This window comes from Paraburkholderia sp. 32, assembly GCF_050435345.1.
In the GTDB taxonomy this organism is placed as follows: Bacteria; Pseudomonadota; Gammaproteobacteria; order Burkholderiales; family Burkholderiaceae; genus Paraburkholderia; species Paraburkholderia tuberum.
Genome location: NZ_JBNDKD010000003.1, coordinates 3,612,635 through 3,626,771 on the forward strand (window position 1 = coordinate 3,612,635; position 14,137 = coordinate 3,626,771).

General features: G+C 63.3%; 14 protein-coding genes and 1 pseudogene. 7 read left to right on the forward strand and 8 right to left on the reverse strand.

Annotated features, from left to right (window positions below):
• Positions 1–511: 511 nt before the first annotated feature.
• The 3 genes and pseudogenes from OKW26_RS39520 to OKW26_RS39530 form a co-directional block, all read left to right on the forward strand.
• Positions 512–1,504, forward strand: coding sequence for a GlxA family transcriptional regulator (locus OKW26_RS39520; RefSeq protein WP_090803900.1), 993 nt, complete (start codon positions 512–514; stop codon positions 1,502–1,504).
• 116 nt (positions 1,505–1,620) lie between these two features.
• Positions 1,621–2,172, forward strand: a complete 552-nt coding sequence (gene rfbC, locus OKW26_RS39525; protein ID WP_090803902.1) for a dTDP-4-dehydrorhamnose 3,5-epimerase — start codon at positions 1,621–1,623, stop codon at positions 2,170–2,172.
• 44 nt (positions 2,173–2,216) lie between these two features.
• Positions 2,217–2,564: pseudogene (locus OKW26_RS39530) on the forward strand (GNAT family N-acetyltransferase); the annotation flags it as partial.
• A gap of 216 nt (positions 2,565–2,780) precedes the next feature.
• Here the strand turns inward: OKW26_RS39530 and OKW26_RS39535 are convergent.
• From OKW26_RS39535 to OKW26_RS39545, 3 genes are all read right to left on the reverse strand, one after another.
• The gene (locus tag OKW26_RS39535; protein ID WP_013089029.1) at positions 2,781–2,942 is read right to left on the reverse strand and encodes a DUF1328 domain-containing protein; all 162 of its coding nucleotides are present in this window, start codon (positions 2,940–2,942) and stop codon (positions 2,781–2,783) included.
• A 57-nt stretch (positions 2,943–2,999) separates the two neighbouring features.
• Entirely contained in the window at positions 3,000–3,164 is a 165-nt protein-coding gene (locus OKW26_RS39540; RefSeq protein ID WP_184062126.1) for a hypothetical protein, read from the reverse strand.
• 203 nt (positions 3,165–3,367) lie between these two features.
• Complete coding sequence (locus OKW26_RS39545; protein WP_018418582.1) at positions 3,368–3,997, reverse strand: LysE/ArgO family amino acid transporter; 630 nt, start codon at positions 3,995–3,997, stop codon at positions 3,368–3,370.
• 117 nt (positions 3,998–4,114) lie between these two features.
• Between OKW26_RS39545 and OKW26_RS39550 the strand changes: the two genes are divergently transcribed.
• The gene (locus OKW26_RS39550) at positions 4,115–5,008 is read left to right on the forward strand and encodes a LysR family transcriptional regulator ArgP (RefSeq protein ID WP_187611980.1); all 894 of its coding nucleotides are present in this window, start codon (positions 4,115–4,117) and stop codon (positions 5,006–5,008) included.
• A gap of 37 nt (positions 5,009–5,045) precedes the next feature.
• On the opposite strand, the gene OKW26_RS39555 is transcribed toward OKW26_RS39550, so the two are convergent.
• Positions 5,046–5,996, reverse strand: coding sequence for a LysR substrate-binding domain-containing protein (locus OKW26_RS39555; protein ID WP_429356934.1), 951 nt, complete (start codon positions 5,994–5,996; stop codon positions 5,046–5,048).
• A gap of 169 nt (positions 5,997–6,165) precedes the next feature.
• Here OKW26_RS39555 and OKW26_RS39560 point away from each other — a divergent pair, with 169 nt between their 5' ends.
• Together OKW26_RS39560 and OKW26_RS39565 are read left to right on the forward strand one after the other, a co-directional pair.
• Positions 6,166–7,338, forward strand: a complete 1,173-nt coding sequence (locus tag OKW26_RS39560) for a M20 aminoacylase family protein (RefSeq protein WP_184062123.1) — start codon at positions 6,166–6,168, stop codon at positions 7,336–7,338.
• Positions 7,339–7,398: 60 nt separating this feature from the next.
• Positions 7,399–8,814 (forward strand): MFS transporter, encoded by a 1,416-nt coding sequence (locus OKW26_RS39565; RefSeq protein WP_429356935.1) that lies wholly within the window; start codon positions 7,399–7,401, stop codon positions 8,812–8,814.
• An 85-nt stretch (positions 8,815–8,899) separates the two neighbouring features.
• On the opposite strand, the gene OKW26_RS39570 is transcribed toward OKW26_RS39565, so the two are convergent.
• The 3 genes from OKW26_RS39570 to OKW26_RS39580 form a co-directional block, all read right to left on the reverse strand.
• On the reverse strand, positions 8,900–9,901 hold the full coding sequence (locus OKW26_RS39570) for an NADP-dependent oxidoreductase (protein WP_429356936.1): 1,002 nt from the start codon (positions 9,899–9,901) through the stop codon (positions 8,900–8,902).
• 95 nt (positions 9,902–9,996) lie between these two features.
• Complete coding sequence (locus OKW26_RS39575) at positions 9,997–10,806, reverse strand: oxidoreductase (protein ID WP_429356937.1); 810 nt, start codon at positions 10,804–10,806, stop codon at positions 9,997–9,999.
• Between the two features lie 109 nt (positions 10,807–10,915).
• Entirely contained in the window at positions 10,916–11,524 is a 609-nt protein-coding gene (locus tag OKW26_RS39580; protein ID WP_429356938.1) for a TetR/AcrR family transcriptional regulator, read from the reverse strand.
• 92 nt (positions 11,525–11,616) lie between these two features.
• Here OKW26_RS39580 and OKW26_RS39585 point away from each other — a divergent pair, with 92 nt between their 5' ends.
• Positions 11,617–13,062, forward strand: coding sequence for a DEAD/DEAH box helicase (locus OKW26_RS39585; protein ID WP_429356939.1), 1,446 nt, complete (start codon positions 11,617–11,619; stop codon positions 13,060–13,062).
• A 50-nt stretch (positions 13,063–13,112) separates the two neighbouring features.
• Here OKW26_RS39585 and OKW26_RS39590 read toward each other — a convergent pair whose 3' ends face one another.
• Complete coding sequence (locus tag OKW26_RS39590; RefSeq protein ID WP_184070111.1) at positions 13,113–14,117, reverse strand: substrate-binding domain-containing protein; 1,005 nt, start codon at positions 14,115–14,117, stop codon at positions 13,113–13,115.
• Positions 14,118–14,137 lie beyond the last annotated feature (20 nt).

Here is a 14,137-nt window from a genome sequence, read left to right on the forward strand (position 1 = left end):
GGATATTAATTTGTGGTGCGGAGCGAATGCCACGGAAATGCCTAATGCCGCGGGCAATAAATTTACGCTTTGCGAATAAACCACCGAATTGCCGGGACATAATAGGCCGATAAGCAGTTCACAATTGAAACATTTTTGAACCGCGCAAGAAGCGTACTCGGTAACGCGCAATGGCCGGGCTTCGCATTATCGGCAACTTTGTCCGAATGCGCGAGAGTGCCGTCCATCAAGGCTTTGCGGTAAGATCTCCTCAAGCTCTTCGCGCGGCTTGCATAGTTGCCCGGCGTGTCGCGCGCTCATATCAATCGCTCAATAACCGCTTTTCCTCAGACATGGGCTGTCCTGATGAAACTCGTTTTTCAAATTTACTATAGCGATCCATTCCGCTAACATCACGCTTAATCCTTTATGCGGCGTGTGTCTGTTTTTTCGCCGTAATAACGCATTCTCTCGTTCCGTCTGATGGCGGGGCAAATCGGGGTCCGCAACGTATGACCGTTTGGGGAAGATCATGCCGCACATGCACCTTGATACAACGAGAATTACGTGGCTACACACGCCCGCTTTGAACGTCCGTACTGCAGCGCGGCGAATCGGCATTCTGCTGTTCGACGGCTTCTGGCTGCTCGGCCCCGGTACCGTCGTGGAAATGTTCCAGACCGCCAATGAGTTCGCGGGCACGCGAGCGGGCGAAGATCCGCCCTACGAAGTGCAGTTCCTGTCGATGGACGGCGGCAATGTCGCCAGTTCGTCGTCGGCGCGCATCTGGACTGACCACATCGACACGCGCTTTGGCGGCGGTTTCGACGTGCTGTTCATCGCTGGCGGCTACGGCGCCCACGTGGCCGCGCGCGACGAACGCCTGCTGAACTGGCTGCGCGCCGTGCAATCGCGCACACGCGCGATCGAAACGATCGGCGAGGGGCGCCTCGTGCTCGAAGCGGCCGGCCCGACCGAGCATGACGGCCTGATGAGCCGCTATCCGGGCGCGAGCGCGAGCGAAGGCGCGTTCAGCGCGGCCAACGACCGTCACGACTGCGCCCGCAGCGCGCTGATGTTCATCAAGCGCGACCTGGGCGCCGAGCTTGCGCGCAGCGTCGCCGATCGCGTGATGCCAGGCATGGCTGCGACGTGGGTGCCGCTGCCGGCCGAGGGCGGCACGCTGAGCGTCGCCGAAAAGATTCGCGCGGCCGCGCGCTGGATGGAGGCCAACTGCGACCGTCCGGTCTCGGTCGCCGATGCCGCGCAGGTCGCCGCAATGAGCGAGCGCAATTTCCTGCGCCGTTTCAAGCACGAGATGCAGATCACGCCGTCGGACTACCTGCTGCAGGTGCGGCTGCGTATCGCGTGCAACTTCCTGACCGAGACCGAATTGCCGGTCGACAAGATCGCGCGTCGCAGCGGCACCGGCAACGGCGATCGTCTCGCGAAAATTTTCCGCAAGCGTATGGCTTTGTCACCAACCGAGTATCGCGCCCGCAGCCGGGCGGCCAGTGAGGCGTAGCATGTATCTTTAGCATGCGATAGGGCGCCCGCGTTGCGGGCGCGCCTCGTCTGTCGGACGCGGTCGCGAGAGCGGCCGTATGTTCGCTGGCCAGCCTTTTTACGAGCACAGTGGCGATGGGCAACAGGGTCATGGCGACGGCATTGCCGGAGGTGAAACTCATCGAGCCGGAAGTGTTCATCGACGAGTTCGGCTTCTGCTTCGAGAGTTTCAGCGCGGACGAGTTTTCGGACGACGTCGCGCAAGGTTTCAACTTCGTGCAGGACCGCCATCTGCGCGCCGTGCATGGCGTGCTGCGCGGCTTGCACTACCAGGTGCAGCGTCCCCAAGGGCGGCTGCTGCGCGTCGTGCGCGGTGAGATCTTCGACGTCTCGGTCGACGTGCGCCTGAACTCACCGAACTTCGGCAAATGGAGCGGCGAGTATCTGAGCGAAGCCAACCATCGGCAGATCTGGGTGCCGCCCGGTTTCGCGCACGGCTTCGTCGTGCTGTCCGATGTCGCCGAATGCATGTGGAAGACCACCGAGTACTGGTTCCCCGAACTCGAGCGCTGCCTGCTGTGGTCCGATCCCGACATCGGCATCCAGTGGCCGATCGACTTTCAGCCCATCCTCGGCAGCAAGGATGCGGCGGGCCGTCGTCTGTACGAGGCTGAAAACATCTCGTGAACGACAGGGCCAACCCTACACTTCGGGCATCCAGTCAGTACGAGGTGCTCAACGTGAAGCGTCGCGCAAGCCATCCGCAATCCGTTCCGGTCCGCTGTGTGTGTCGCGCGTTTGCGCCGCTCGGCGCGCAGGGGCTCAATTGCACGTGCGTGGATCAGACCATCGAGATGACCCGCGGCCGTGTGCTGCGCGGCGATTGCCATGTCTCGGTGTATGAAGGACACATCGTCGGCACGATGACGCTTTATGCTTCGGATGGCGAAGCATCGTGCGAGCTATACCGGCATGGCGATGTCGCGAGCCTGCGTCAGTTCGCGGTCGATCCCGCATGGCAGGGGCGCGGCATCGGCCCGTTACTGATCGCGTTCCATGACGCCGCAGATCGCGTATGCGGCCTGAAGCGATGCCGCATACGCCTCTGGCATACGGAGAAAAGAAGCGGAAGGAAAGCAGAATTGAAGCGCCCGATGCTTCGGCAACTATTGCAATATGCTGCGGCAAGTATTGCAACGGCGACAGCGGCCGCGCAATCCTCAACGCGGTACCCACGCAGCGTGGCCAGTTCGCATCGGGCGAGGCGTGAATTCACCGAACGCTGTATGCAGCCGTCAGCGTCGGATCACGCCCATCAGCAGGGTGACGAGGAAGATCACCAGGAAGATGAAGAACAACACCTTGGCGATTTCGGTTGCGCCCGCGGCAATGCCTCCAAAGCCGAACACCGCGGCGATGATGGCGATGATGAAGAAAATCACAGCGTATCGAAGCATGGTGCCTCCACCGGTGGATTGTTGAAATGACGTTTGAACGGCGCCCCGTTGCGTACGTCACGCGGCTTCACGGGTGAGATGCCGGCGAGCGGATTTCAGCAATAGATGTGCCATCGCTTGATTGCCGCCGACGTTCCAGCGATTCACGATCAGATAGCCGACGAGCGCCGCCCGCCAAGCGCAGCGGTCCGCCGCGCGCGGCGGCTGGCCCGTCGACGACATCGGCGGCCTCGCGCCGCGTCTGCCGGAGGTCGAGACGGGGCGCTATTTCGATGCCCAGGCGAAGGAGGCTGACCAGCAGTCGCTGCTGAAGTGTCCGGTGCTCGCGCGGCTGATGAACCTCGTGCCGCGCGACGAAGCCGATGCGCCCGCCGCGCGAGGCGAGCCGCAAGAATCGGCGCTGAAATCAGGCACGCGTCGAACGCTCAACGCAATTGCGTGAACGCGAGCAGCAACACCATGCTGCCGATCGCGCCATCCAGCACGCGCCACGCAGTTGCGCGGCGAAACAGCGGCGCGAGCATGCGAGCGCCATAGCCGAGCGCGACGAACCACACCGCGCTGACCGTCATCGCGCCGAGCGCGAAGGCGACCCGCGCGCCTTCCGGTTCACGCGCGCCGGCCGTGCCGATCAACAGAAACGTGTCCAGATAGACGTGCGGGTTGAGCCATGTGAACGCAAGCGTCATCAGGATGATCGGCAGCGCGCGTTGCGCAGGCGGCGCCTGATCGCGGGATGCGCCGGCCGAGCCATCGAGCACCGCGTGTCCGGGCCGCACCGCGCGGCGCAGCGCGCTGATGCCGAACCAGGCGAGATACGCGAGCCCAACATAGAGCATCGCGTGCACGAAGCGCGGGAAACGCTCCATCAGCACCGCGGCGCCGCCGACGCCCGCGCCGATCAGAATGAAATCGGACAACGTACACAACAGCACGATCTTGCCGACATGCGAGCGCATGATGCCCTGCCGCAGCACGAACGCGTTCTGCGCGCCGATCGTAACGATCAGCGACGCGCACAGCGCCGCGCCATGGGAAAAAGACAACCAGTTCATAAATGGTCCGGAAAAAGGAAAGCAGCGGGGATAGACGGGAAAATCCAACAGCGCTAGTCTGCGGGTTGGCATCTCATAAGAGAAGCTAATTTGCTTAATGCCGATTAAGGAACGCTAATGCTCGACTACGCCTTGCTCGACGCGCTGGCCGCCGTGGTCCGTCACGGCTCGTTCGACCGTGCCGCGAGCGAGCTCAATATCACGCCGTCCGCGGTGTCGCAGCGGGTCAAGCTGCTCGAGGAGCGCGTCGGCAGCGTGCTCGTGAAGCGCGGGCAGCCGTGCGTCGCGACCACCTCGGGCGCGCTGCTATGCCGCCATACCGAACGCGTGCAACTGCTCGAAGCGGAGCTGAACGGCCGCATGCCGGCACTGCCCGGCGCGCTCGTCGAGCAGTGGCCGGCACTGCGCGTCGCGGTCAACGACGACAGCGTCGGCACCTGGTTCGTCGACGCGGTCGCGCCGTTCTGCGTCGAACGCGAAATGCTGCTCGACCTCGTGATCGACGACCAGGACTACACCGCGCAGCGCATTCGCGACGGCAGCGTGCAGGGCGCGATCACGACGCAGGCCGAACCGGTGCAGGGCTGTCGCTCGACGCGCCTCGGCCGCATGCGATACCTGGCGGTGTGCTCGCCGGCGTTTTTCGCGCGCTATTTCGCCGACGGCGTCACGCGCGACAGCCTGCGGCGCACGCCGTGCGTCGACTTCAATCCAAAGGATCAGCTGCAAAAGCGCTTCATGCGGCGCATTACGCGCGCGGAGCTCGATCCGCCGCTGCACTGGATTCCGCACGTCGCCGGTTTTTTGCGCGCGTGCGTGATGAGCCTCGGCTGGGGCATGTGTCCCGAGCGGATGATCGCCGGGCATTTGCAGCGCGGCGAACTGGTCGAGATCGCGCCGGGCAAGCATATCGACGTCGATCTGTACTGGCAGAGCTGGCGTCTGTCGATCGGCTGGCTCGACGATTTCAGCGCGATGCTCAGAAAGCGGGCCGGCGAGTTTCTCGATTGACTACGCGGCGGTGCCGCATGCAGAAATGCGGCAGCTGCTATAGCAACAGCTCGATCGAATGAAACAGGCGGCGCTGTTCCGGGTCCTGCGAGCGCGCGCCTTCGTCGATCGTCTCGCGCAGGCAGTCGAGAAAGCAGGCGGCCGCCGGGCTCGTGGGCGCGCCACGCCGCGACGTGATGCTGACGATGGTTTCGTCCAGCGTTTCACGCAGCGGCAGCGCCCACAGGTTTTCCTTCGCGCGTATCACCTCGACGAGCGGCCACGGAAAGACGCTGACCATATCCGTGTGCGCGAGCAAGCCGAGCACGATCGCGAGCGAATGCGCGAGCACGATCGTGTGCGGCACCGGCATGCCGCGCTTGACGAACAGATTGTTCGACATCGACTCGCGGCTCGCCGGGTCCCAGTTCAGTATCCATTCGGCGTCTTGAAGGTCGAGCAGCGTGCGGCAACCGGCCTTCGGATGGTCGCGCCGCGCGACCACCGCCGCGTGCGTCGAAAAGAGCGGCGCGTTCTGAAACTCCGACTGCGGCGACGCGGGCGGCGGCCGGCCGATCGAAAAATCGAGGCTGCCGTCGCGCAGACGCGGCTGCACGACCGCGAGCAGGCCTTCGAAAAATTCCAGTTGCACCTCCGGCATCCGCTCGCGAAAGCGCCGCACGGCGGGCGGCAGAAAAGTCAGCGCGACCCACGGCGTGACGCCGATCGACAGCTTGCCGGCGGCGGCTCCGCGCAACCCCTCGATCTCGGCTTGCGCGCGCTGCAACTGGCCGAGCACGAGCCGCGCATGCACGACGAGCGCGCGCCCGAACTCGGTGAACGCGACACCGCTCGCGCTGCGCACGACGAGCGGCGCGTGCAGATCGGCTTCGAGCTCGCGCATCGCCTTGGTCACGGCGGCCGGGGAAAGCCCCAGCGAGCGGGCGGCCGCCCGGATACTTCCGGTATCGGCGATCGCCGCCAAGGTATTGAGCTGATGCAGTTTCATTCGAATGAGAGGCGTGACGGGGGCAACCAAGGGTTGGCACCGCAACGATTCTACGCCTGCCGCCCGAATATCGGCGCCGCTATGCTGGGTTCACGCTGACAGGGGCGCAACCAGTTGCATGGGATCGGACTAAGCGCTGAAGCGCCAGGTCCGATCGACAGGAGATGGTATGAACACGATGGTCATTCCGGCGGGCATCGCCGAAGTCGAACAGGAAATGATCGCGCTGCGACGCAGCATCCACGCGCATCCGGAGCTGGCCTACGAGGAGTTCGCAACCGGCGATCTGGTCGCCGACCGCCTGCGGGAGTGGGGCTACAGCGTCCATCGCGGCTTGGGGCAGACCGGCGTGGTCGGGCAACTGAAGCTCGGCCACGGCACCCGCCGGCTCGGCCTGCGCGCCGACATGGACGCGCTGCCGATCCACGAAACCACTGGCCTGCCGTACGCGAGCAAGCTGCCCGGCAAGATGCACGCATGCGGTCACGACGGCCATACGGCGATGCTGCTCGCCGCCGCCAGGCATCTGGCGCGCGAAAAAAGCTTCGACGGCACGCTGAATCTGATCTTCCAGCCGGCCGAGGAAGGGCTCGCCGGCGCGAAGAAAATGCTCGACGACGGCCTGTTCGAACAGTTTCCCTGCGACGCCGTGTTCGCGATGCACAACATGCCGGGCTTTCCTACGGCCAAGCTGGGCTTCATGCCGGGGTCGTTCATGGCGTCGTCGGATACGGTGATCATCAAGGTGATCGGCCGCGGCGGCCATGGCGCGGTGCCGCACAAGGCGGTCGATCCGGTCGTCGTGTGCGCGCAGATCGTGCTCGCGCTGCAGTCGATCGTGTCGCGCAACATCGCGCCGCTCGATATGGCGATCATCACGGTCGGCGCGATTCACGCGGGCGAAGCGCCGAACGTGATCCCCGAAACCGCCGAGATGCGCCTGTCGGTGCGCGCGCTGCGGCCCGAGGTGCGTGACCATCTGCAGCAGCGCATCACCGAGGTCGCGACCGGGCAGGCGGCCGTGTTCGGCGCGCGTGCCGAGGTCGACTATCAGCGCCGCTACCCGGTGCTCGTCAACGATGCGGCCATGACCGCGCTCGCGCGCCAGGTCGCGCTCGACTGGCTGGGCGTCGACGGGCTGATTCACGACATGCAACCGCTGACCGGCAGCGAGGACTTCGCGTTCCTGCTCGAACGCTGCGCGGGCAGCTATCTGATCATCGGCAATGGCGACGGCGAGGGCGGCTGCATGGTCCACAACCCCGGCTACGACTTCAACGACGCTTGCCTCGCGACCGGCGCGGCCTACTGGACCAAGCTCGCGCAGACGTTCCTCGTTTGACGCGGCGGCGGTGCGCGAGCGCCTTGCCGTAGCAGCCACAAGATAATGACGGAGACACAGATGGACTATTCAGCCACACCGCGGTCCGCGAGCGCCAATGCGCTCGATGCGCTCGATGCGCTCGATGCGCAGCGCCTCGCCGATGAACCTCAAAAGCGCGTCGGCCACGCGAAGGCGATCGCCGCGATCACGCTCGGCAACGGCCTCGAGTTTTTCGACTTCACGATCTACAGCTTCTTCGCGACGATCATCGGCAAGCTGTATTTCCCGGTCGAAGGTCAGCTCGCGCAGCTGATGCTCGCGGTCGGCACGTTCGGCGTCGGCTTCATCATGCGGCCGGTGGGCGGCATCGTGCTGGGGGGCTACGCGGACCGCGCCGGACGCAAGGCCGCGATGAGCCTGACGCTGTGGCTGATGACGCTCGGTTCCGCGATCATCGCGTTCGCGCCGACTTATGCGGCGATCGGCGTCGCGGCGCCGCTGCTCGTGATTCTCGCGCGGCTGATCCAGGGTTTCGCGCTGGGCGGCGAGGTGGGCGCATCGACGGCGCTGCTGCTCGAATACGGCAGCGATCGCACGCGCGGCTTCTACGGCAGCTGGCAGTTCGTGAGCCAAGGGATGAACACGGTGGTGGGCTCGCTGCTCGGCGTTGCCCTGGCCGCGACGCTGTCGCCGGCCGCGCTCGAAAGCTGGGGCTGGCGCGTGCCGTTCGTGATCGGCATGGCGATGGGGCCGATTGGCATCTATATCCGGCGGCATCTCGACGAGACGCTGCCGGGTATTGAAGATGGCACGGCAGCGTCTGGCGGCGCTGTTGCGCAGACTGCTTCGAATACCGTTGCGAAGCCCGCTGCGCAAGTTCCGTCGCTACCTGTGCGCGACCTGTTTCGCGACCACGCGCGCTCGATCACAACCGGCGTGCTGACGACGATCGGCGGCACCGCGGCGAACTACATCGTGCTGTTCTACCTGTCGACGTACGCGATCCGCATCCTGCATCTGCCGATGGCGACCGCGCTGTGGGCCGCGTGGACCGGCGCAGTGGTCACGGTGATCTGCTCGCCGTTCGCGGGCGCGCTGTCGGATCGGGTCGGCCGCAAGCGCGTGCTGTGGGTATCGCGCGTGCTGCTGATTCTCGCCGTCTACCCGGCCTTCATGACGATCAACGCGTCGCCGACGGTGCCGGTGCTGCTTGCGGTGGTCGCGGGCCTCGCGCTGCTCGTCACGTTCACCGCGGTGCCCAATATCGTGATGCTGCCCGAGCTGTTTCCGCGCGCGATCCGCGCGACCGGCATGTCGATCGTGTACTGCCTCGGCGTGTCGGTCTTCGGCGGCTTCGCGCAGTTTTTCGCGACCTGGCTGATCCAGATTTCGGGCAGCAATCTCGCGCCGGCGTGGTATCTGATCGGTTGCAGCGTCGTGTCGTTGCTGCCGTTGCCGTTCATGCGAGAGACCGCGGGTAGGGCGATCGATTGACGTGATGGCGATCGGGGTCCGCTGAAAAAAGAGGCGCGATCTTTTCGATCGCGCCTCTTTTGCCATTTGCCCTGCTTCACGCTGACTATCGGATCTTGATGACAACCTTACCCTTGGTACGTCCGGTTTCGACATAAGCCAAAGCCTCCTGGGTCGACTCAAACGGAAAGACCCGATCGATGACGGGTCGTATCGCTCGCGCGTCGATCAGTGCGGCAATCCGGCTGAGCTGTTCTCCGCTGGCCCGCATAAAGAGAAATGTATAGCTGACGTCATGACGTTTCGCGGCCTTCCTGATGCGATAACTCAGAAAGCGCATCACCGTTTTCAGGAACCACGACGCACCGATCTCTTTCGCAAATTCGGCATCAGGCGGACCGGCGATCCCGATGAGTTTGCCACCCGGCTTGAGCACACGCAGCGACTTCTCGAGCGCATTGCCGCCTTGCGTATCCAGTACCAGGTCGTAGTCCTTCAGGATGGTCGCAAAGTCGTCTTTCGTGTAATCGATGACGATATCCGCGCCGAGTTGCTTCACCAGTTCGAGATTCCGCGCGCTCGCTGTTGTCGCGACGGTCGCGCCCACATGCTTGGCCAGTTGAATGGCGAAGCTGCCGACACCGCCCGAGCCGGCATGTATCAGCACTTTCTGCCCTTTCTTCAATTGCCCTTTTTCGATCAGCGCCTGCCAGGCGGTCAATCCCACCAGCGGGATTGAAGCCGCTTCCTCCATCGTGAGTGCTGTCGGCTTGAGGGCCACGCCATCCTCTTTGACCGCGATGAATTCCGCGAAAGTGCCGATGCGATCCTTGTGCGGGCGCGCGTAGACCTCGTCGCCCGGCTTGAATCGCCGCACGCGCGAGCCGACGCGCACGACAACCCCTGCCAGATCGTTGCCCAAAATCAGCGGCAAACGATAGGGCAAAATGAGCTTGAACTCTCCGTCTCTGATTTTGGCATCGAGCGGGTTCACGCCCGCGGCGTGGATCTGGATCAATACGTCGTCCTCGCGCGGCTCTGGAGCCGGCATATCGCCGGATCGTAAGCCATTCTTGCGTCCATATCGATCGACGACGAATGCTTGCATCATGGTTCCTTGTCAGTGGCTCGTTAAGTCTGGTTGTTTCGCTGGCAATAGCACGGATGCAGAGCCTTTGAACAGGGAGGAGACAGTCACGTCGTCTACGTTGCCAGCCGCAGATCTTTGCGGATACCGGCGTCCACCAGTCCAGCGGGCGCAAATCTGCGCAGCAATCGCAGACGGGCGGCGAGTCCGCCAGCGGTATAGCGGAGTTTCGGACGAGCCGCGATGGCGGCCTGCAGTACGGTTTCGGCCACGACCTCGGGACCGTCGGCGCCCTCGACCACTTCCTTCACTCGCTTGTCCACGGCCGAGCGCACCTCGCTGTATTCGTCGAGAGGGGCGTCGGGCGCGATCAAGTTCGCGTCGAAAGGCGTCTTGATGTAGGCAGGTTCAATGACCGATACGCGGATGCCCAGCGTACGCAACTCATGGTCGAGCGACTCCGAATAACCTTCCACCGCGTGCTTGGTGGCGGAATACAGCGCCATATAGGGCATTGGCAGAAAACCGAGCACGGAACCGATGTTGATGATGCGGCCGCTGCGTTGTCGCCGCATATGAGGCACGACAGCACGCGTCATGCGGATGATCCCGAAGAAGTTCGTATCGAAGATCGTGCGTGCCTGGTCGATCGAACTCTCTTCCGCGGCGGCAGGGGCGACGCCGAAACCGGCATTGTTCACCAGCAGGTCGATGCGGCCCTGCAGGCGCAGCACTTCGCTGACGGCGGCTGCAACGGATGCATCGCTGGTCACATCGAGCGGCAGCATGTCGAACGACTGTTGGCCGGCTCGTTGGCCGCGCCGACTGGTGCCGTAGACCTTGTATCCGGCCTTCGCAAGCCGCTTTGCCGTGGCTTCGCCGATTCCTGACGAGGCGCCCGTCACGAGCGCTATTTTGGTTTGCATGATGTTCTTCCCAAGATGTCTTTGCGTGGGTGGTTGAGCATTCGTTTCACTCGAATATGATGACAGTCATATTTGCGGTCCAACGAAAACCGGCACAGGGCCGGCGTTTTTACGCATCAGTCGGTGCGAGTTTTTTCAATGCCGCTTCAAGAAAACTCTCCGATAGTTTGGGGTCGTCGACGGCACGCGCCATCACCATCGTGCCAACCATTGTGGCGATCATCAAAAGCGCCTGTTCGTGCGCGCCTGGCTGACCCCAATCGGGCAATTGGCGCGCAACGACATCGATCATCTCCTTGATGCGGCGGGTGGCCGCGCGCCGTACGGCCGGCGCCTGGCGCGGCATCTCCGAGCCGAGGGCAGAGATCGGGCAACCTGTCTCGATGCTCTCGCAATGCTGCTTCGACAGATAGGCGCGCATCATCGCCGGCAACGCCTGTTCCGGCGGCACGGACGCGGCGATACGCTCCGACAGCGCCACGGATTCAGCTCCGGCGCGGTCAGCGGCTTCGGCAAGCAGCACCTCGCGCGACGGGAAATGGGCATAGAAGCCGCCATGCGTCAGACCTGCCTCCTTCATGATGTCAGCCACGCCCGTGCCGTCGTAGCCGCTGCGCCGAATCGCGCGTGCGGCGACCTCGACGATGCGCTCGTGCGTGATTTCCTTGCGGCTGGCTGGCTTCCGGGTGATGGATGGATTTTTCATGACGACCATCATATATCATTTCGGCGGGATTTGCAGGGGCCATCCAGAGACCGACGGTTCAGGCGGTAACCGCTAGAATTGCGGCTTTAGCCCGGAATACGCCAATGTCTTTTGCCTCGCTTGGCCTGATCGATCCCTTGCTGCGCAATGTGCAGGACCTCAATTACCAGACACCTACGCCGGTGCAGGCCAAGGCGATTCCTGCTGTGCTCAGTGGCAAGGACGTCATGGCCGCGGCACAGACCGGCACTGGCAAAACGGCGGGCTTCGCGCTGCCGCTGTTGCAACGGCTGGTGCAACACGGCCCGGCGGTGTCCAGCAATCGCGCGCGCGTTCTGGTGCTGGTGCCCACGCGTGAACTGGCCGAACAAGTGCTGCAAAGCTTTATCGCTTACGGCAAAGGCCTCGACTTACGATTTCTGGCCGCCTACGGCGGTGTGAGCATCAACCCGCAGATGATGAAGTTGCGCAAAGGCGTGGATCTGCTCGTCGCCACGCCGGGCCGTTTGCTAGATCTCCATCGCCAGAACGCAGTGCAGTTTGATCAGGTACAAACGCTGGTGCTGGATGAAGCCGACCGCATGCTGGATCTGGGCTTTGCGCGCGAACTCAACGCCGTCTTCGCTGCGTTGCCCGCTCAGCGCCAGACCCTGCTGTTCTCTGCCACGTTTACCGATGATATTCGCGCCATGGCGGCGGGCATTCTGCGCGGCCCGGTCAATATCAGCGTCAGCCCGCCCAATGCCACGGCCAGTAAGATCAAGCAGTGGGTGGTGCCGGTGGATAAAAAGAACAAGCCCGACCTCTTCATGCACCTCGTGGCTGAGAACGACTGGAAGCACGCGCTGGTGTTCGTCAAAACCCGCAATGGCGTGGATTACCTGGCGGCCATGCTGGATGAAGCGGGCTATGCGGTCGACACCATCCACGGCGACAAACCGCAACCCGCGCGCCTGCGTGCGCTGGAGCGCTTCAAGACGGGCGAAGTACATATGCTGGTCGCTACCGATGTGGCTGCGCGCGGGCTGGATATCGACGATCTGCCGCTGGTGATCAACGTTGATCTGCCGATCGTGGCGCAAGACTATGTGCACCGTATTGGCCGTACCGGCCGAGCGGGCGCCAGCGGCGTGGCGGTGTCCCTTGTGTGCGCCGATGAAGCCCCGCAACTGGCCGCGATTGAAGCGCTGATCCGGCAAACGCTGCGCCGTGAAGAAGAGCCGGGTTTTGAAGCCGAACACCGCGTGCCGCAAACTGGCGCGACGGGCCAGATCATCAAGAAACCCAAAAAGCCTAAGAAGCCCAAAGTGCCGCAAGCTGCGCCGGGCGCCATGCAGGTGCTCAGCAAAAAACCGCGCCCGCAAAGTGGCGAAAACAAACGCAAGCCTGCAGCGCAACGCGCTGTGGCCGCGGGTAAAGGCACAAGCTTGTCCAGCGGTAGCCCATTCAGCGTGCAAAAGCCACGCAGCAAACCGGCCAGCAAGCCAGTTGCGGGTTCACGTAAGCCGGCTGGCAAACCCGCTGGTGGTCGCGGCAAACGCCAACCCTGATCCGTGTGTGACGGCAACGCACACGCCATTCCATCTCACATCATCCGACCTTAGCGGATTCCGCGTTTGATCAACGGAATGAGCGAGTCGATCGTCGCAGGTGTTTGGACACCCGCGCCGGTGTTGATGGTCAGTCCCGCGAAATGATAAGCAGCCGAGAGCACGCATTGCGTGACCGGCAGGAAGCCTTGCAGATAAAGTTGCTGGTCGAGCGTCGCGGTGATGTATTTGCTCTGCAGCCCCGAAATCGTGGCCGGTGCCAGATCGATGCCACCAATGATGATTTGCCCCGGCTTCTTGCCAGCCTGCTGGAGCGCCTGCGGAATGAACCCGGTTACACCGCCGTGCTGAGTTCCAATCGCCTTCAGATTAGGGTGCGCCTGGATAAAGGCGACCAGGATCGGCACGGCGAGCGATGAATCGGAATCCACCTGAGGTGAGATATTGAGCCTCGTCACCTTTACGCCGGCCTTCTCCAGCGTTTCGGCAAGGCCACGGTCAGACTGACTGCGCACACTCTCGTTGAACACACCGTATTCCAGCGCCTCGTCGCCCTTCTTGATCCCAGCGTTGAGCATCGCCTGCGCGGTGATCTGCCCGCCGACGTAGAGTTCGACGCCGGCGTAGCCGAAGCCCTTCGCGTCGTAAAGTTTCTGGTTCTCGGGTAGCGGCGTGTTGCCGACGGTAACGATGATGCCCTGGTCTACCGCCTGCTTGATCAGTGGCGCGAAGGCTGGATCGCCCGGATGGCCCATGATGCCGATGCACGTCGGATGCGCCGCCATCGCCTGGCGAAACTGCGCAAGCATTGTCTCCGGGCTCCAGGCCGAGAACTGCTCGATCACCTTGATGCCTAAGGCATGCCCCGCGTCCGCAGCCCCGGTCTGACGTGGCAGCGTCGCGCCGTCTCCAGGGTTTCCGCCCATCTGCATATACATTGTCATACCGGCGCCGAGCGGCCCCGTCGTGGTCGGCTCAGTGGCACCGGCCGTCTGCGCGAGGCCAAACGCGAGAATACTCGCCCCCAGGAGGGATCCCGTCATGATCTTGATCATTTCTGCTCCTTTCTCCTGAT

Bases quoted from the DNA above. Each gene is read 5' to 3' on its own strand.
- OKW26_RS39540 (WP_184062126.1), bottom strand. From the start codon at position 3,164: ATGTCGTCGACGGGCCAGCCGCCGCGCGCGGCGGACCGCTGCGCTTGG.
- OKW26_RS39550 (WP_187611980.1), top strand. From the start codon at position 4,115: ATGCTCGACTACGCCTTGCTCGACGCGCTGGCCGCCGTGGTCCGTCAC.
- OKW26_RS39535 (WP_013089029.1), bottom strand. From the start codon at position 2,942: ATGCTTCGATACGCTGTGATTTTCTTCATCATCGCCATCATCGCCGCG.
- OKW26_RS39580 (WP_429356938.1), bottom strand. From the start codon at position 11,524: ATGATGGTCGTCATGAAAAATCCATCCATCACCCGGAAGCCAGCCAGC.
- rfbC (WP_090803902.1), top strand. From the start codon at position 1,621: ATGGGCAACAGGGTCATGGCGACGGCATTGCCGGAGGTGAAACTCATC.
- OKW26_RS39555 (WP_429356934.1), bottom strand. From the start codon at position 5,996: ATGAAACTGCATCAGCTCAATACCTTGGCGGCGATCGCCGATACCGGA.
- OKW26_RS39585 (WP_429356939.1), top strand. From the start codon at position 11,617: ATGTCTTTTGCCTCGCTTGGCCTGATCGATCCCTTGCTGCGCAATGTG.
- OKW26_RS39520 (WP_090803900.1), top strand. From the start codon at position 512: ATGCCGCACATGCACCTTGATACAACGAGAATTACGTGGCTACACACG.
- OKW26_RS39560 (WP_184062123.1), top strand. From the start codon at position 6,166: ATGAACACGATGGTCATTCCGGCGGGCATCGCCGAAGTCGAACAGGAA.
- OKW26_RS39565 (WP_429356935.1), top strand. From the start codon at position 7,399: ATGGACTATTCAGCCACACCGCGGTCCGCGAGCGCCAATGCGCTCGAT.
- OKW26_RS39575 (WP_429356937.1), bottom strand. From the start codon at position 10,806: ATGCAAACCAAAATAGCGCTCGTGACGGGCGCCTCGTCAGGAATCGGC.
- OKW26_RS39545 (WP_018418582.1), bottom strand. From the start codon at position 3,997: ATGAACTGGTTGTCTTTTTCCCATGGCGCGGCGCTGTGCGCGTCGCTG.
- OKW26_RS39570 (WP_429356936.1), bottom strand. From the start codon at position 9,901: ATGCAAGCATTCGTCGTCGATCGATATGGACGCAAGAATGGCTTACGA.
- OKW26_RS39590 (WP_184070111.1), bottom strand. From the start codon at position 14,117: ATGATCAAGATCATGACGGGATCCCTCCTGGGGGCGAGTATTCTCGCG.